The organism is Roseibium sp. ROS1, assembly GCF_054658215.1.
In genome coordinates this window covers 1,676,449-1,692,999 of record NZ_BAAGIG010000002.1, presented here as the reverse complement: position 1 = coordinate 1,692,999, position 16,551 = coordinate 1,676,449, and the positions used below count along the sequence as shown (strand labels likewise).

Annotated in this window: 15 protein-coding genes; 7 read left to right on the top strand and 8 right to left on the bottom strand. The window is 57.5% G+C overall.

Going from position 1 to position 16,551, the window contains the following annotated elements; genetic code table 11:
* Positions 1-17 precede the first annotated feature (17 nt).
* The 5 genes from ACYQ6M_RS15685 to ACYQ6M_RS15665 all read left to right on the top strand — a co-directional run bounded on the left by ACYQ6M_RS15685 (position 18) and on the right by ACYQ6M_RS15665 (position 4,576).
* Positions 18-722, top strand: a complete 705-nt coding sequence (locus tag ACYQ6M_RS15685; protein WP_075282995.1) for an SDR family oxidoreductase — start codon at positions 18-20, stop codon at positions 720-722.
* Positions 723-853: 131 nt separating this feature from the next.
* Complete coding sequence (locus tag ACYQ6M_RS15680; RefSeq protein ID WP_075282957.1) at positions 854-1,615, top strand: AzlC family ABC transporter permease; 762 nt, start codon at positions 854-856, stop codon at positions 1,613-1,615.
* Positions 1,615-1,989 carry an AzlD domain-containing protein gene (locus tag ACYQ6M_RS15675; RefSeq protein WP_022998331.1) on the top strand — a complete coding sequence of 125 codons (375 nt, stop codon included), beginning with the start codon at positions 1,615-1,617 and terminating at the stop codon, positions 1,987-1,989. Before ACYQ6M_RS15680 ends, ACYQ6M_RS15675 begins: the two co-directional genes overlap by 1 nt.
* 85 nt (positions 1,990-2,074) lie before the next feature.
* Positions 2,075-2,725: a glutathione S-transferase family protein gene (locus ACYQ6M_RS15670; protein WP_062488615.1), complete on the top strand. Its 651-nt coding sequence runs from the start codon at positions 2,075-2,077 to the stop codon at positions 2,723-2,725.
* Positions 2,726-2,962: 237 nt separating this feature from the next.
* On the top strand, positions 2,963-4,576 hold the full coding sequence (locus ACYQ6M_RS15665) for an ABC transporter substrate-binding protein (RefSeq protein WP_055654603.1): 1,614 nt from the start codon (positions 2,963-2,965) through the stop codon (positions 4,574-4,576).
* A gap of 88 nt (positions 4,577-4,664) precedes the next feature.
* On the opposite strand, the gene ACYQ6M_RS15660 is transcribed toward ACYQ6M_RS15665, so the two are convergent.
* Both ACYQ6M_RS15660 and ACYQ6M_RS15655 read right to left on the bottom strand, forming a co-directional pair.
* On the bottom strand, positions 4,665-5,093 hold the full coding sequence (locus ACYQ6M_RS15660) for an HIT family protein (RefSeq protein WP_460074582.1): 429 nt from the start codon (positions 5,091-5,093) through the stop codon (positions 4,665-4,667).
* 202 nt (positions 5,094-5,295) lie between these two features.
* A complete protein-coding gene (locus ACYQ6M_RS15655) occupies positions 5,296-5,673 on the bottom strand; it encodes an ArsR/SmtB family transcription factor (RefSeq protein WP_200863732.1) in 378 nt (125 codons plus the stop codon).
* Positions 5,674-5,712: 39 nt separating this feature from the next.
* Between ACYQ6M_RS15655 and ACYQ6M_RS15650 the strand changes: the two genes are divergently transcribed.
* Positions 5,713-7,080 (top strand): pyridoxal phosphate-dependent decarboxylase family protein, encoded by a 1,368-nt coding sequence (locus ACYQ6M_RS15650; protein ID WP_460074580.1) that lies wholly within the window; start codon positions 5,713-5,715, stop codon positions 7,078-7,080.
* 32 nt (positions 7,081-7,112) lie between these two features.
* Here ACYQ6M_RS15650 and ACYQ6M_RS15645 read toward each other — a convergent pair whose 3' ends face one another.
* The 5 genes from ACYQ6M_RS15645 to ACYQ6M_RS15625 form a co-directional block, all read right to left on the bottom strand.
* On the bottom strand, positions 7,113-7,868 hold the full coding sequence (locus ACYQ6M_RS15645) for a hypothetical protein (protein ID WP_460074578.1): 756 nt from the start codon (positions 7,866-7,868) through the stop codon (positions 7,113-7,115).
* 19 nt (positions 7,869-7,887) lie between these two features.
* Positions 7,888-8,949 (bottom strand): hypothetical protein, encoded by a 1,062-nt coding sequence (locus ACYQ6M_RS15640; RefSeq protein ID WP_156912481.1) that lies wholly within the window; start codon positions 8,947-8,949, stop codon positions 7,888-7,890.
* Between the two features lie 229 nt (positions 8,950-9,178).
* Positions 9,179-12,598 carry an acyl-[ACP]--phospholipid O-acyltransferase gene (locus ACYQ6M_RS15635; RefSeq protein WP_460074576.1) on the bottom strand — a complete coding sequence of 1,140 codons (3,420 nt, stop codon included), beginning with the start codon at positions 12,596-12,598 and terminating at the stop codon, positions 9,179-9,181.
* A gap of 102 nt (positions 12,599-12,700) precedes the next feature.
* On the bottom strand, positions 12,701-12,982 hold the full coding sequence (locus tag ACYQ6M_RS15630; protein WP_022998340.1) for a YiaA/YiaB family inner membrane protein: 282 nt from the start codon (positions 12,980-12,982) through the stop codon (positions 12,701-12,703).
* Positions 12,983-12,997: 15 nt separating this feature from the next.
* Complete coding sequence (locus ACYQ6M_RS15625; protein WP_460074575.1) at positions 12,998-13,681, bottom strand: PspA/IM30 family protein; 684 nt, start codon at positions 13,679-13,681, stop codon at positions 12,998-13,000.
* 126 nt (positions 13,682-13,807) lie between these two features.
* On the opposite strand from ACYQ6M_RS15625, the gene ACYQ6M_RS15620 reads away from it, so the two are divergent.
* Complete coding sequence (locus tag ACYQ6M_RS15620) at positions 13,808-14,395, top strand: TetR/AcrR family transcriptional regulator (protein ID WP_055654588.1); 588 nt, start codon at positions 13,808-13,810, stop codon at positions 14,393-14,395.
* 42 nt (positions 14,396-14,437) lie between these two features.
* Here the strand turns inward: ACYQ6M_RS15620 and ACYQ6M_RS15615 are convergent, their stop codons facing one another.
* Positions 14,438-16,501 (bottom strand): M13 family metallopeptidase, encoded by a 2,064-nt coding sequence (locus ACYQ6M_RS15615; RefSeq protein WP_460074573.1) that lies wholly within the window; start codon positions 16,499-16,501, stop codon positions 14,438-14,440.
* Between the last annotated feature and the right edge of the window lie 50 nt (positions 16,502-16,551).

The following is a 16,551-nucleotide window of genomic DNA, read 5'->3' as shown; positions in this document are numbered from 1 at the left end:
CTTTCGGGAGAACGGACATGAGCGATAACAAGGTTGCGATGATCACCGCTGGCGGCTCCGGCATGGGGGCCGATGCAGCAAGACGGTTGGCTGCAGATGGGTTCCGGGTCGCAATTCTGTCGTCCTCCGGCAAGGGGGAAGCGCTCGCGGAGGAATTGGGCGGGGTCGGGTTCACCGGATCCAATCTTGTTGCAGACGACCTGACCTCTTTTGTCAGCAAGACGGTTGACGCTCTTGGCCGGATCGATGTTCTCGTCAATTCGTCCGGACATGGCCCGAAAGGCGATATTCTGGAAATCTCCGACGAGGACTGGCATCTCGGCATGGACTACTACCTGATGAACGTCGTTCGGCCGGCACGCCTTGTCGCCCCGATCATGGCTGCACAAGGTGGTGGAACGGTGATCAATATCTCGACATTCGCCACCTTCGAGCCGGACCCGATGTTTCCGACTTCCGGTGTGTTTCGGGCAGGACTTGCCAGCTTCACCAAGCTGTTTGCCGACAAGTTCGCTGCCGAGAACGTGCGCATGAACAATATCCTGCCCGGTTTCATAGACAGCCTGCCGGAGAAGGAAGATCGCCTGGCGCGGATCCCCATGGGCCGCTACGGCCGCTCGGACGAAATCTCAAGCCTGATCGCCTATCTGGCCAGCGACGAGGCGGCCTATATCACAGGTCAGAACATACGTATCGATGGTGGGCTGACGCGGTCGGTGTGAGCTGTTCAGAGGGCATCAAAAGGGAGTTCGGAAATTCGCGTGCCGAACTCTTTCGCCGATTGGCACTCTGGACAGAAAATCTCCAAAAAGGTAAGGCTACCTTACTAACTGCCCAGAGATGAGTCAGCTTGATGACGGCTCCTGATCAGCCAGATATCGACCAGGAATCCCAGAACCCGCCGGAACATGCCCGGGTCTGGATGGCGCGTGGAGCGCGGGCGGCGGTGTCTATTCCAGCGTTTATTCTGACTGCCGCGTTTGTCGGATATGCGGGGCTTGCCCGTGAAACAGGGCTGACGCTCTTTGAGACGCTGGCAATGACCGGTTTCGTCTGGGCGCTGCCTTCCATCGTGGTTCTGACCGGCGCGATTTCTTCCGGAATGGGTATCCTTCCTGCCGGAATTGCCGTCGCTCTTGCGTCAGTCCGCCTGATGCCGATGACCATGGCCTTGATGCCGCTGGTCAAGGTGCCGGGCAAGACAAAGACCTGGCAATTGCTGATCGCGTCTCATTTCGTCGCGGTGACTGCCTGGGTGTTCGCGATGAAGCACCTGCCGGACATGCCGAGGGAAGGGCGTCTGCCGTTCTTCATTGGTTTTGGCGCGGCGGTGACCAGCTTCGTCTTCTGCATGACCGGTGTTTCCTACCTGTTGGTTGAAAGCATGCCGGGCATGGTGGCAGGTGCCTTGTTCCTGCTGACGCCTGTCTATTTCCTGTGCTCGCTCTGGGGGGCTGCAAGGCTCAATGCCGACCGGGCGGCCATGGTCGCAGGACTGCTGCTCGGACCGGTCTTCTTCACCTATCTGCCCGGACTGGATCTGCTTTGGACCGGCCTTGTAGGCGGCACGATTGCCTACCTCGGAACCAGGATCATGCGCAGGGGGCTGTCGTGATGGAGGGATCGACGGCAGGTGGATTGGTATCCGAAACCTGGTGGCCACTGGTGATGATCATCATCGCCGGCTGGTTTGCAACTGACGTCTGGCGGTGGCTGGGTGTCTTTGCCGGCGGCAGGCTGCGTGAAGACGGCGAACTGCTGATCTGGGTGCGCTGTGTCGCAACCGCACTTGTGGCCGGAGTGATTTCCAAGCTGATCCTGTTCCCGCAAGGTGTGCTGGCAGAAACACCGCTCTGGCTGCGTCTGGCTGCCGCCGGTTTCGGCTTCGCGTCGTTTTTTGCAGCCCGGCAACGTGTGTTTGTTGGCGTACTTGCCGCAGAAGTCTTTCTCGTTTCCGGTTGGCTGATCCTCGACACGATGGCTTCCTGACACCAAGCGATTTCCCGTGTTCACTTGCCCGCCAGATAGGCTAGGTTGAAGAGTACGGCGATTGCACCCGGTCAAGGAGAGGAACATGGCGGATCAGGTCGAACTCTTTTATGCACCTCAGACACGCGCCACCGGCGTACGTGTTCTCCTGGAGGAGCTGGGCGCACCTTACAAGCTGAATGTGCTCAATCTGAAGTTGGGTGAAAACCGGACCCCCCGATATCTTGCCGTCAACCCGGCTGGCAAAGTTCCGGCATTGCGCGTTGGCGAGGCAGTCATTACCGAACAGGTCGCGATCTATATCTATCTGGCCGACCTGTTTCCCGAAAAAGGACTGACACCCTCGCTGGATGATCCACTGCGTGGACCGTACCTGCGATGGTTCGTGCATATGGCATCCTGTTTTGAGCCGGCACTGATCGACCGCGCACTCAAGCGTGAAGAACCGCCGCATTCCATGTCCGCCTATGGTTCTTTTGACACCGTCATGGAAAGCATGCGTGCCCAGCTGGCAAAGGGACCCTTCGTCCTTGGAGAACGGATGACGGCTGTCGACGTTCTGTGGGGCATGGGGCTGCGGTGGGGAACAATGTTCGGCATCGTACCGGAATTCGAAGAATTCACCGCTTACATCGAGCGGTTCGCCGAAAGGCCGTCGGTGGTCAAGGTACTGCAGGAAGACCAGAACATGGCCAGGGAGCAGGAAGACGCTGCTGTTCAGGCGGGCGTCGCGTAAAATTTTGTCACAAGCGGCGTCTTCTCAGCGATGCGCAGCACCGTCTGCCGTTACCCTCTCTTCTATCCGCAATCCTGACAGGACAATCCTTTGCCGCGCACTATCTAACGAAACGTCGTTTTTGCGGCACTAAACTTCGAATGGGGGATGATCGGATAAAACGCAGCCGACCTAGAGTTAACGATTGAAACCGGGCGCAAGCCAGATGGTGACTGTAAACTTGGAGGTAATCTGACGATGAAGGACAAGTACAAAGATACGGAAATGCTGGAAAAGCTGGGCGAGGCCGCGAGATCTGGCCGCATTTCCCGCCGTGATTTCCTGAATTATTCCATGGCTGCCGGTGTTGCAGCTTCCGCCGCAACAGGGCTCTGGACCACGAAAGCCAAAGCGCAACCAAAGCAGGGCGGAACCTTCAAGGTCGGCATTCATGACGGCAACACATCAGACACCCACGATCCGGGCACCTATCTCACCATCGCCATGATCGTGCTGGCGCATACTCACCGCAGCTATCTTACCCTGATTGAACCAGACGGGTCTCTTGGGCCGGATATCGCCACCGAATGGACGGCGAATGCGGACGCAACGGAGTGGACTTTCAAGCTCAACGAAAACGTCACCTTCCACTCCGGCCGCAAGATGACAGCCGACGACGTCATTGCATCGATGAACCACCACCGCGGCGACAGCACGACCTCCGCGGCCAAGGCTCTGCTGACCGACGTCGCTGATATCGTCAAGGATGGCGACAACACGATCGTATTCAAACTGTCTTCGGGCAATGCGGATCTGCCGTGGCTCATGACCGATTACCATCTGGCCATCTGTCCGGCGAACGCCGATGGCTCGATCGACTGGGCTTCGGGCGACGGAACCGGTCCCTACAAGATCGAAACCGGTGACTTCGGTGTCAGGTTCTCTCTGACGCGCCATGACGGCTGGCATCTGGACGGTGCACATTTCGACGGCGTGGAACTGATCATCCTGACCGATCCGAACGCCCGTCAGACAGCTCTGGTTACTGGCGACGTGGATGCCGTTTCGCTCATCGATCTGAAGACGATGGGTCTGCTTGCGCGCAATCCAAACCTGGAGATCGACAATGTGCCGTCTGCCTCGACGCTCACGATGCCGATGTTCTGCGACACGCCTCCGTTTGACAACAAGGATGTTCGCAACGCACTCAAGCTCGCGATGAACCGCGACGAGATCATCGAGAAGATTGCCTTTGGTGCAGCGACAAAGGCAAACGATTTCCACCACTCGCCAGCCATGCCTTATTGGCCGGATGACATTCCCCAACACGACTACGATCCGGATCAGGCGAAATCGCTGCTGAAAAAGGCCGGTGCCGAGGGATTGTCCATCAGCATCTCCTCTGCTGAATCCATCTACTCCGGTGCGGTCGATCTTTGCGTGCTTTATGCCGAACATGCCAAGGCGGCAGGCATCGACATCAAGGTCGTGCGTGAACCGAACGACGGCTATTACTCGGATGTCTGGCTGAAGAAACCGTTCTGTGTGGTGGCCTGGGGGGCGCGTCCGACACCGGACGTAATGTATTCTCTGGCCTACAAGTCCGATGCCGCCTGGAACGAGAGTCATTGGCAGAACGAACGTTTCAACGAGCTGCTGTTGATGGCGAAAGCCGAATTGGACGACACCAGGCGGGCGGAGATGTACCGGGAAATGGCGCTGCTTGCGCATGACGACGGCGGCACGATCATCCCGTTCTTCCGCAACTTCGTTTATGCCCGCCGCAGCAATGTTCAGCATGGTGAGCAACTGGCATCGAGCTGGGAGCTCGACGGTGCCCGTGCCTGCAGCCGCTGGTGGTTCGATAGCTGATTGAGCATCGAGAAAAGCGCCCGCCCGGTTTGAAGCCGGGCGGGCGTTGTCTGTTGTGTGCTGAATGGCTGGAGATGCTCGCCTGGCTTTAGGCCAGTGCGGCTCGTATCTTTTCTGCTTGGGCTGCCAGCACGTCATTGTCTGCCATCGCGCCGGTGTGCGGTTTCAGCGAAACGCCCTCGAAACGTGGAATGACATGGACATGGGTGTGGAATACCACCTGGCCACCGGCAGGTTCTGAGAATTGCTGGACGGTCGTGCCGTCGGCATCGAAGGCCTTGATCACCACCCTGGCCATGGTCTGCGTTGTTGCCATGACCGCGTTGAGATCGTCCGGCGCGATGTCCAGGATGTTGCGCGAAGGGGCTTTCGGGATCACCAGAACATGACCATCGCCGCGGGGCATGATGTCCATGATCACCAGTGTTTTGTCGTCCTCGTAAACCTTGTGGCTCGGCAGTTCGCCGCGCAGGATTTTGGCAAAGACATTCTGGTCGTCATAAGCGGGCGTGGACATGTTTGCATTCCTGTCTGATAGGCAAAAGAATTTCGCGAAGCGGTGTTCAGAAACGAGCCACCCCGACACTTCAGGGTTGATCAAAGGACTATCAATCGATTCCGATCAAGAGTTACTCCTGATCTAGTCCGAGTTTTCTTGCAGCTGCAAGCCGCGACATGCGGCAGAACCGCCCGGATGAGTTTGCTCAAGCCGCGGTTGTTCAGGAAACGGTTTCGGTGGCCAGTTGACCGGCATTTGATGCTTCAGGATCCGTTTGCGATGCGCATGTGAGCTTCAACCCCAGGTCCTCCAGCCTTGTCCTGTCGGGTTTGTAGAACATCCAGTTGCCGATCCGCTTTCCCGTTACCAGGCCTGCTTCCGACATCTTTTTCATGTGCGAGCTTACGGTCGGTTGGCTGAGGCCCACCTTGTCGGTGATGAAACCCACACACACGCCGTCGTCCACGAGATCTCCGTCCCGCTGGCGGGGAAAGTGGGCTCGAGGGTCGAGCAGCCACAAAAGGATCTGCAGCCGCACAGGGCTCGCCAGTGCCGCCATCGCCAATGAACTTGACTCTACATCTATATTGATATTCATCTATATAGATACTCTTCGATATAGATTGGTGGTTCGATCATGGAAAATAGCCTTCTCGGCCTTCAAGCGGAAGCCTTTTCGAACGGCGCGGCGCGCGGCGTGCGTTATCTGAAACAATTGCCGGATCGGCGCGTCGGGCCGAATTTGTCTCGTCTTGCCGAGCTCGATCCGGGTTTGCCGGAGCAGGGCGCCGACGTTGGCGATATTCTTGATCTGCTCGAGACCGTGGGCGGTGAGGGCACTGTTGCGACGGCGGCAGGTCGGTACTTCGGTTATGTCATAGGGGGCGCATTGCCTGCAGCCTCCGCGGCCCGGGCTTTGCTCTCCGCGTGGGATCAGGTTGCAGACGGTTTGACGGGACCTTCCGTGATCAAGATGGAAGAAACGGCGGTGTCCTGGATCGTTAGGCTTCTGGGGCTGCCTGAAGGTACCGATGGCGCTTTCACCACCGGTGCGACCATGTCGAACATGGCGCTACTGGTCACCGCGCGCGACACGCTGTTGTCGCGCCTTGGCCACGAAAGAGGAGAGGGCCTGATTGGCGCTCCCGGCTTGCGGATCGTCGCCAGCGCAGAAATTCATGCAACCGTGCTGAAATCCCTTCGGATGGCAGGCCTGGCCACGAAATCGATCGAGTGGGTGGAAGTGGACGAGCAGGGGCGGATGCGGATCGACAAGCTACCCGAACTGGATGATCGCACGCTCGTTTTGTGCCAGGCAGGAAACGTTTGCAGCGGAGCCTTCGATCCATTTGACGAACTCGGCGACAAGTGTAATGCCGCTGGTGCCTGGCTTCATGTTGATGGCGCTTTCGGACTGTGGGCAAGGGCCTGCAGCGATACGGCAACGGCTCTCAAGGGACTTGAGAAGGCAGACAGCTGGGTGGTCGACAGCCACAAGACACTCAACACGCCATATGATTCAGGCTTGGCCTTGTGCCGCCATCCGCAGGAAATGCAGGCGTCGATGGCAATCGGGGCCACCTATCTGCCGGCGACCGTATCAAACCCGGCCAACCGCGCTCCTGAATTCAGCCGGTCTGCGCGCGGAGCCGAGACCTGGGCTGCGCTGCTTTCCCTCGGCCGGCAAGGCCTGGAGGATATGCTGAGCCGTTTTCACGGTCATGCAAGGCGCATTTCAGGGGATCTGACAGCACTCGGGTTCGAAGTGCCACATGAGGTGCATTTCAACCAGGTGTTTGCGACGCTGCCGGGGGCGGAAGACGCCTGTGCCCGCATCGCTGGCCATGTTCAGGCTTCCGGTGAAGCCTGGTTCGGTCAGGCCTCCTGGAAAGGGCGACAGGGGTTTCGCATCAGCGTCTCGAACTGGTCAACCCGGACGGAAGATGTGGACCGGCTGATAGCTGCTGTTGCAAAGGCAAAGGCCGAGGTGATGGCCCCGGCCTGATGCAGCTCACATTGCAGAAGACGTGACCCTGGTCAGGTCCTTTCGGGCCACAGATATGACAGGGTTGCGTTCGAGCGTATGACCACGAATTCCTCGCGTTTTTCCCATCGGCCCAAAACGTTGATTTCAGTCACCGAACAATTGCCGTGCTGACGCCGCAAGGGATCGCAGGCGCGGGCTGCAGTGGTATAGAGTTTCGCCCGTCGGGTCTTGAATTCGTTCAGCCAGGCTTCGGCATAGATTCCGGCACTGTCCACCAGATCGGCGTCCACTTCCTGGTAGTTGAGAGGCTTCTCTGTCTCGAATGCACCGGGGACTTGCTTCTCTACGAACTCAAGCTGCATCCTGATCTCGGCAAATTTCGGATCATCCTTGAATTGCTTGGCTTTTGTCAGCTTTACCCGGCAATTCGATGCAATTGTCTTCACTAGGAGCTTGCATTCGGCTTCCGCGATTCTGGGGGCCTGACCGGAGATGAAGACCTCGATCATGTCCATGTCGGCAGGAGCCCCAGTTTCCTTCAAGAGCTCTTTCACCGATACGGGCATGACGATATTGACCACCCGTCCGGCATCGAGGTTCTTGAAGTCCGTGAGGGCGACGTAGCCGTCTTTCAGGGAACCGCCTGAGCCATGCCTGGCGTTGTGGACTGTCGCCTGTCCTTTTAGCGGATCGTTCTTGAAGCCGAAGACAGTGTTCGCGACGTTGGCAACACTGAACATGATGTAGCCGTAGTAGAGCGTCACTGCGAAAAAGATCACTCCGCAGGCGATTTGAAGGATACGCATCAAGACTGTTCCCTGTTGCTTATGAACCGGAATTGGAATTGGCGGTGCTGTCACGTCCGAGAGCCTTGTCGACCAGTGGCCTGATCTGCGCCATCGCCTTGTCCTCGTAGCCGGACTTGCCAGCTACTGCGATGTTCTCGACCGGCGTCATGATGACGAGTGATCCCCCCAGTGGACGGAAGGGAATCCGGTCATCAAGATTTTCCGGGAGTGGCCCAACGAGCACGTGAGTTGACCGTTCCACGCCCGCGAGATTTTGCTCGCTTCTTATGCCGAAGGCGCTCTTGAACCAGCTGTCGTACTTGCGATAAGCCGCCTTGTTCTTGGCAACTGGCTCTTCATGAAGGCTCGGATTTTCCTTGGCGTTTCTTGCGAAAAGCCAGTGATCTTGCATCTTTCGCCAGGGCTGAACACCGCAGGAACGAAGGGTTCTTGCACCGGCCATTTCAACAGGCACGTCAGGATCAAGATTGGCGAAAGCGATATCGCCGACACCGAGTGCCACCACATGCGAGATACGGGCGCCAGGTGCCAGATGTATGTTCCATAGGATCTTGCCGAATTCGTTTTGCAGGATCAGGTAGACCGGCTTTTCGGTTTCCGTAACCACGACATCGACAACAGGAAAACTGTCGTCCTTTGCACTGAGTACCATCGTGTCGACACGGATCTTTCTGGGGTCGTCGGCTGGTTTTTGGGCGTTTTCAGCCAGCTTTTGTGCCCGTTCCCGAATTTTCGTTTTCGACCAGGTATAGATCGGCGCATGCATGTTGCCTGTGCCGACATGCACATTGCCGATATATTCTCCGAGGTTGGGTTTGCGGAAGCGGCAGAACGCAGTGGGCTGCTGCATGACCACCTTCGCGGGAAGGTCGGTGTCCAAGGTCGTTTCCTTGTACCCGGTCACCGCGGACTGGATCCAATGAGGTGTCCCGTCTTCCGCTACGAGGACGCCGGGTGATGCCTTGTAACCGCGCATGTCGCGCTTCAGACCGGACTGAGGGTCTCCGGATGGAACGTTATCCGAGCAGGCGAGCAAACCGAAGCATAAGGCTACGGCAAATCCTTTTTTAAAACGCATCCGTAAGCTCCGGAAATGTCTGGCGTTGGGTATGCGTTCACAGGTTGTATCATTCGTCTTAAGGTTTAGTTTCGCCGGGAGGGCAATTCTTGCGTTACTGGCGGTTTAAATCGGGAAATGTTCTTCTGATGTCTTGTTTGCGATGCTGAAAAATCTCTCTAGATAAGATAAAGAGGCGTGGTGATCAGTATTCACCCCGACCCGGCTTGCGTCAGGTCGGGGCGTAATGTCAGGCGGCTTCGCCCAGTTCAGATCCGTCTTTGACCAGTTTTGCAACCGCTGCGAAGTCCAGCTTTCCGGAACCCAGGACAGGAACCTTGGATACCACACGGACTTCTGCCGGTATCATGAGGTCCTGTGCGCCTCGGGCTTTGGCGCCTTCAACGAAGGCTGCGCGGTCCGCATCCGGGTTTTCCGTCACAAGCACCAGCTTCTCGCCCTTGCGGGCATCCTTGATGGCGGCAACTGCGGACAGATGCTGCGGCCAGATCTGACCCGCCAGGGCTTCCACGGCGGACAGAGACACCATCTCGCCTGCAATCTTGGCGAAGCGCTTGGCGCGGCCCTTGATGATGATGTACCCGTCGTCGTCGATCTCGACAATGTCGCCGGTGTCGTGCCAGCCGTCGACAAGTGGTTCGACGACGCCGGGATTTTCGGCCTTCAGATAACCGACCATCACGTTCGGTCCCGACACATGCAGTCTGCCGCCGGTTTCCACACCAGGTACGGGCTCAAGGCGTGCCTTCATGCCGGGCATCAGTTTGCCGACCGTGCCCGGACGGTTGTACATCGGTGTGTTGAGCGCGATGACCGGTGCGGTCTCGGTCACGCCGTATCCTTCCAGAACACGCAGACCGAAGCGTTCCTGATAGATCTGCCTGGTTGACGGTTTCACCGGCTCCGCGCCTGCAAAACAGTAGCGCAGGGAGCGGAAGTCGTAGGCATGGGCAACGCGGGCATACCCGTTGAGGAAGGTGTCCGTACCGAACAGGATCGTCGCATTGGAGGTGTAGATCAGCTCCGGAACGATCCGGTAATGCAGGGGCGAGGGATAGAGATAGACCGGGACACCGGATATCAGCGGCAGGATGGTGCCCGCGGTCAGGCCGAAGGAATGGAACATTGGCAAGACGTTGAACACCTTGTCGTTCGGGGTGAAATCGATTCTGGCGGCTGCCTGCGTGGCATTGGACAGGATGTTCCTGTGTGTCAGCACAACACCTTTCGGTGTTCCCTCCGATCCGGAGGTGAACAGGATTACTGCCGTGTCGTCCGCTTGCCTGCGTACCAGGGGGCGACTTTTGGTCAGAAGGCCGCGGATCTTGTCCATGAAGCCGATTTCAGAGCGCAGGTCTTCCAGCCAGATGATGCGAACGTGGTCTTCCAGGTTTGAAGCCAGTTGCTCCAGACGGGCCTGCTTGACGAAGGCGCGGGAAGACAACAGCGTACGAACATCCGCAGCACGGCAGGCCGCGAGAATGTTTTCCTGACCGGCGGTGAAATTGATCATGGCGGGCACCTTGCCGGCAGACATGGTCGCCAGAACGGTAACGGCAGCGCCATTGGCATTCGGCAGCATGATGCCGAGGGTGTCTTCTCCGCCGGTGTGCCGCAACAGTTTGCGGCCAAGCACTGAGACGCCTGTCAGCAGTTTGCCTGCATTCAGCTTTCCGGACACCGGATCCTCAACCGCCAGCTTGCCGTAGCCGTATTCTTCTGCCGTGGCGATTACCTTCTCCAGGATCGTCACGTCTTCCGTCAGGCTGGTTTCAAACATCAGTTCGGACATGACGCTGTACAGCTTGGCGCCAGCTGCAGCGCGCCGCTGACGTCCCCTCAGTTCGTCGTCGAGGTCCAGGCGGGTAGGTTCCATGATTGTCACCTTCACTTTGGGGAACAGACGCTTGCGGATCTGGCTTGGGTTCAGGTAGGAGAACGGCGTTTTCTCAAGGCCGTCGATGCGGATCGGGACGATCATGGCCCCGGTCTTGTCGGCCACCATTGCCGCACCGTCGTAGACCTTCATCAGGCTGCCGGTGACAGTCAGCCGGCCTTCCGGGAAGATCACCATCGGTTCGCCGGAGTTCACCACCTTGATCAATGCGCGGGTGGCCATGGGTTTTGACGGGTTGATCGGCAAGGCATTCGCAAGGTGCAGGAAGGGTTTGACCCACCAGCGCCGGGCAATGTCATAGTCGATGGCGAAGGACGGCTTCTTGTCGGTCAGGGTCAGAGCCAGACCAGCGTCCAGCAAACTAACGTGGTTCAGCGCCAGGATCGGGGCTTCGCCGGCTTTTTCCAGATTTTCCAGGCCTTTGACTTCCATCCGGAAGATGGCGCGATAGAGGATCGAGATTGCATCGCGCATCGGGTTGGTCGGCAGGATCTTGAGCATCACGATAGCTGCGACAAGGTTCAGCCCGGCCAGCGCCAGAAAAATTGCAGGAACGGAAAATCCAAGTTTCTGGGCTCCTGCCAGCAACAGTCCACCAACCGTCATCAAGGCAGCGCCAAGGGCGTTGGACGCTGCTATCCGGCGGGCACGCACCTGCGGTTTCGCCCAGGTCTGGAGTGCCGTGAAGGTGGGAACAACCAGCAACGCACCGGAGATGGCAAGGCCGGCCATATCGACACTGAGGCGAATTACGCCCTCATGGGTGAGGAACTCGCGCAAACCAAATGCTGTTGCGGTTGCCGGCAGGCCTGCCAGGGTCAATGCCGCATCCAGGCAAAAGAGCGCCAGCAGAAGCGTTCCGACAGGAGCCGGCAAAAGGACGACACGGCCAGCCAGAAGCCAGGCGGCAATTGCCGACCCGATGCCAATCGAAACGGCGAAGACGGTCAGGAAATAGGTGACGGCAATTTCTTCACCGCCCAGGAACGTCTTGACCATCAGTGGCAGAACAGCGAGCACCATGGCACCGATGAGCCAGAACCAGGCATTCATCATGGCTACCAGGAAGAGACGACGATCGGCAGCCAGATCTCTCACCACGCACCATGTGGATGTCGCAAGGTTCCAGTCAATCGTCAGATGAGGGGCTGCTGCCGGTGCGGAGGGAATTTGCCGGCTCAGCCCGTAACATGCGAGAGCCAGGGCTATCATCACTGGGGCAAAGATCAGGGTGGGAGCGCCGGTGCTGAACAAAAGGCCGGCGGAAATCGTGCCGCCGAGGATTGCCAGAAAAGTTCCCGCTTCTATCCAGGCATTGGCGCGCGGCAGGTTTGAAGCCGGCAGATGATCCGGGAGCAGCCCGTATTTGACCGGGCTGAACAAGGCAGACATGGCACCAAACACGAATAGCGCGGCAAAGAGGATGGGGAGGGAGGACAAGGCCATGCCTGTCACGGCCAGGCCTGCGCCTGCAATTTCTGCAAGCTTGGTTGCCCGGGCAATCCGTGCCTTGTCGAATTTGTCTGCGAGTTCGCCCCCGAGTGCGGACAGAAACAGGAAGGGCGCGATGAAGACAGCCCCGGCCAACGTTATCAGAACACCGGTGTTGCCACCGTCTGCGCCGTGTCCACCAACCTGGAACAAAACCAGGAACACCAGGGCGTTTTTCAGGAAATTGTCGTTGAATGCAGAGAAAAACTGCGTCCAGAAGAGCGGTGCGAAACGTCTGGATGTCATCAGTGACGCGCTCATGAGGTCCTCCTTCGAAGCAGTTATCTGTCAATCTGCTTCATAACCTTCAATCTTTGAAACCCGGACGGAGGGTTAGATACTCCGCCCGGTTCTATTTCTGGATCAGACTTGTTCCGGCTTGCTGATGTCCATCAGCAGTTTTTCCGTCTTTGCGTCTTCCAGGCGGTTATGGAACTTGTTGGCTTCTTCGCGATCACGCATGGTCTTGGTCAGGGTGACCGCTGTATGGACCAGCATGATTGCGGCCATTGCATAGAAGCCTTTCGCGGAGAAGCTTGCTTCAAGGTTCCAGATGCCCAGGGCCATCATGATAGCGGCAACTGCGAAACTGCCGGCGGTAAAAATGGTCCAGTTGTTGGAATGTTTGACTGTGGGTTCCTGCATGGTCTTGTCCTCGTGTTAGCTGCTTTTTTCCAGAAGAAGGGGAATGTCGGATTTCAAGCGGGCGAGCACATCGTCCGCTCGGGTTTTCACAGGTGCGCCGCAACCTGCATCGCCCAGTTTCTCGATAACCGCACTCGGGTTATCCGCTGCCGACAAGGTCTTGAATTCCTGTTCGGCCAATTGGTCGCGTTCCTGGCGTCGGCGGATGTCCTCCAGCTGTCCTTCTGCAAGGGCGAGTGCCGACTGGCCGGTACTGGAGCCAAAGGACTGTGCTTTCTGGATCTGGTCGCGAACTTCAACGGTGCGTTCACCGCGCTTGAGGGCGCGCAGACGGCTCTGGGCGCGGTGCAAGGTTTCCGTGAGGCTTGAAAGATCGCCTTCGAACGATCGGATCGCCTCTTCGAGCGCCGACTTTTCGTCTTCCAGAAGTGCGATAGCTTCCGCAGCCTCTCTTGCGAGGGGTTCAAGACCTTTGAGGAGGGCGTTGCGAGCCCTGTTCTCAAGATCTTCGAGGGATGCATTGATTTGCCACAGCCGCTTGCGGTCCTGCTGCTGTTCTGCCTTGGCGCGGGCCAGAGCAACCTGGGCAGCCCGGACGGAAGCGGCGGCTGTACGCGTGTTGATGGAGAGGAGAGCAAGAGACTGATTGTCCCGGCTTTCCTCGGCGCTCGTTAGAAACAGCGCTCTCAGTTGGTTCATGAATGGCTCAAACATCGTGCCTCTCTCAAAAGGTGAACGTTGTTCACTATTTGACAAAGCCACATCATTTTGATTAGGTCAAGATGAAAAATGAACAAAGTTCACTTTTGAGGTGCGATACGGTTAATGGCCGGAGTTCAAAAAGCAAAAAGCGAAGAAACCCATCGTCGCGTTCTGGAAGCGGCGATTGCCGCTGTGGAAGCAGGGGGCATGGAAGCGGTCAACATCAGAAAGATCGCGGCTGATGCCGGTTACTCGGTGGGGTCGGTCTACAAGCATTTCGCGGACCAGGATGCGTTGTTGCTTGCGGTCAACTCGGTGACGCTCGGCCGCATCAAGGATCTGATGGCATCGAAAGTCGAAACCGTGGACGAGCCTTTGGCTCGGCTCAAGGTGCTGGCGCTGGCCTATCTGGCGTTTGCGCGCGACAATCGAAACCTCTGGATGACATTGTTCAGTCATCACTTGCCTGAAGGCAAGGCGGTGCCTGAGTGGCATATTCAGGAAAATATCGCGCTTCTCGGATTCATCGCAGCACCATTGCGCGAACTCGATCCAAGCATGATGGAAGAAGATCTCGCAGCCCGGACACGCACCGCTTTTGCGGCGGTACACGGTCTCGTCACGATCAGCCTGGAGGCACGGTTTGTCGGCCTGTCCGGAGAAAAGCTGGAGCAGGAAATGAACTTTCTGGTCGAGCGCCTGGCCGGGTAGGGAGGTCCCTGGCTGCCAGGCTGGAGATTATCCTGCTGAGGTTTACCAGGCTCTCACCCGTTTCTCCGGTGGCAGCCACATCGGATCGCCCTCCTCGATGCCGAAAGTCTCGTAGAACGCATCGACATGCTGTAGGGCGGCAAAAGCTCGATAAGGGCTCGGAGGATGCCCGTCTCCGGCGACAAGCATGCGCAGGAACGGATCGGAAGCCTTGGCCGTCCAGAACTGGGCCCAGCCGATGAAACAGCGCTTGGCCGGCGACAAGCCATCTATCTCGACATTTTCCTCAGGATGCTCGGCCAGATAATCCATCAGGCTTTCATAGGCGAGCGTGATACCGCCGACATCGGCCATGTTCTCTCGAACATTCAAGGGGCCGTTGGCGTTAAGGCCAGGCAGCACTTCGAACGCGTTGGCCTGGTCGATCAGTTTCTGGGCCTCGCTGTCGAAGGCATTTGCATCTGCTTCCGTCCACCAGTCACGAAAGTTGCCTTCCGCATCGTATCGGCGGCCACCACTGTCGAAACCATGGGTCATTTCGTGGCCGATGACCGCGCCGATCCGGCAGAAGCGCAAGGGAGCGTCCATGTCGTGGCTATAGGCTGGCGGCTGGGTGATGGCCGCATTGACCTCGAAGCCGTTGATGGAGGGCGTGTAGCCGGCATTGATGACGATCGGCAGCGTCGTCTGCGTGTTGAATTCCTCGTGTACGACGGGTTTTTTGATTTTCTCCAGCATGCGGTTCATGGAAAACGCTCCAAGATTGCGCATGTTTTCTACGGGATCGTCCCCGATCTCGAGTTTGGAATAATCGACCCATTCATCGGGATAGCCGACTTTGTAGTAGAAGGTGTCGACCTTCTTCAGGGCTTCGGCAAGAGTATCTTCCGACAACCAATCTCGCGTTTCTACGCGCTCGCGAAACTTCCCGTGAATGCGCTCGACCATCTTGATGACTTCGGCCTTGGTCTCGTCGGAATAGTAGGTTTCCACGAAGAGCTGGCTGGCAGGATGGCCGAGGTTCTCTTTCAGCAGGTCGTACATGTGCTCCTGACGAGGGCGGTCCGTTCGGGCACCGGTCAGGACAAGATTGAACTCCTTGGCGGGTTCTTCGAAGGCTGACGTCAGGAATTCCTTGTAGTTTTCGATAACCCGATAAGCCGCATAGGCTTTCAGATCTTCAAGCGGTGTTTCCTTCAGCACTTTTGAGAGTTCTGGCAGAGCCCTTGGTTCAAACATGAAGACTGCATCGGGTTTCTCAAAGCCGACTGTTTCAAGATAGAGAGCGAGGTCGAATTCCGGCACCTGTGCCTGGACCTCTTCATAACCAAGTTTGCTGTAGCGGTTGCGTGGATCGTTGCCTTCCTCGGGCGTCAGTATCCCGGCATAAAGCGCTGTTTCTATTCGAAGTGTGATGTCGGCGATGCGGGCGGCATCGTCCTCCGGATAACCGGCGACCTTCATGACTTCCGCCACATAGGCACGGTAGGCAGGAATGCGCGGATCGCCTTCCTTATTGCGCAAGAGTTCGAGATGGTGGTCCTCAACGCCGAAACTGGGACCTACTGAAAAAATTGCGTAGTGCTTGCTGTCCGCTGGATCTGCGCTGGGTGCGAAAATCGCGAACAGGGCCGGTCCGGACATTGCGGCCTGGTCAGCCGCGAACCGGGTAAGGTCGTTCAGGGTTTCCAGGGCTTCGATGGCGTCCAGGTCACTTTGGATCGGTTCGATGCCTGCAGCATCCATCGCCTCGACATTCATATAGGCCTTGTAAAAGTCACCAATTAGCTGCGTCGGGCTACCCTTGGGCGCTTCCGCGGAGCTTTCGCTTGCCTTTTCGGAAACAGCCGCAAGCTGCTTTATCAGTCTTTCGCCGATAATCGAAAAAATATCCCAACGCGCCTTGTCCGCTGGTCGGTTCACCCGGTCGAGCCACTTGCCTGAAGCATAGCGATAAAAATCGTCGGCCGGATCCACAGAGGTATCCATATTCTCGGGCGAGAACTGAAGGTCGTCCGGGGTCAGCGGGGGGAGGCTGTTTTCCTCAGCGAAGGCAGATCCGGAAAGCAGCAAGGTGCTCGTCAGCAGAAGTGGGATAATTTTCATTTCAGTGCCCCCGGGAGTGCTTTTTACCCCGCGTAAGAATAGAGTTCCGG

Coding starts and splice junctions, on each gene's coding strand:
- ACYQ6M_RS15685 (WP_075282995.1), top strand. CDS start 18: ATGAGCGATAACAAGGTTGCGATGATCACCGCTGGCGGCTCCGGCATG.
- ACYQ6M_RS15680 (WP_075282957.1), top strand. CDS start 854: ATGACGGCTCCTGATCAGCCAGATATCGACCAGGAATCCCAGAACCCG.
- ACYQ6M_RS15675 (WP_022998331.1), top strand. CDS start 1,615: ATGGAGGGATCGACGGCAGGTGGATTGGTATCCGAAACCTGGTGGCCA.
- ACYQ6M_RS15670 (WP_062488615.1), top strand. CDS start 2,075: ATGGCGGATCAGGTCGAACTCTTTTATGCACCTCAGACACGCGCCACC.
- ACYQ6M_RS15665 (WP_055654603.1), top strand. CDS start 2,963: ATGAAGGACAAGTACAAAGATACGGAAATGCTGGAAAAGCTGGGCGAG.
- ACYQ6M_RS15660 (WP_460074582.1), bottom strand. CDS start 5,093: ATGTCCACGCCCGCTTATGACGACCAGAATGTCTTTGCCAAAATCCTG.
- ACYQ6M_RS15655 (WP_200863732.1), bottom strand. CDS start 5,673: ATGAATATCAATATAGATGTAGAGTCAAGTTCATTGGCGATGGCGGCA.
- ACYQ6M_RS15650 (WP_460074580.1), top strand. CDS start 5,713: ATGGAAAATAGCCTTCTCGGCCTTCAAGCGGAAGCCTTTTCGAACGGC.
- ACYQ6M_RS15645 (WP_460074578.1), bottom strand. CDS start 7,868: ATGCGTATCCTTCAAATCGCCTGCGGAGTGATCTTTTTCGCAGTGACG.
- ACYQ6M_RS15640 (WP_156912481.1), bottom strand. CDS start 8,949: ATGCGTTTTAAAAAAGGATTTGCCGTAGCCTTATGCTTCGGTTTGCTC.
- ACYQ6M_RS15635 (WP_460074576.1), bottom strand. CDS start 12,598: ATGAGCGCGTCACTGATGACATCCAGACGTTTCGCACCGCTCTTCTGG.
- ACYQ6M_RS15630 (WP_022998340.1), bottom strand. CDS start 12,982: ATGCAGGAACCCACAGTCAAACATTCCAACAACTGGACCATTTTTACC.
- ACYQ6M_RS15625 (WP_460074575.1), bottom strand. CDS start 13,681: ATGAACCAACTGAGAGCGCTGTTTCTAACGAGCGCCGAGGAAAGCCGG.
- ACYQ6M_RS15620 (WP_055654588.1), top strand. CDS start 13,808: ATGGCCGGAGTTCAAAAAGCAAAAAGCGAAGAAACCCATCGTCGCGTT.
- ACYQ6M_RS15615 (WP_460074573.1), bottom strand. CDS start 16,501: ATGAAAATTATCCCACTTCTGCTGACGAGCACCTTGCTGCTTTCCGGA.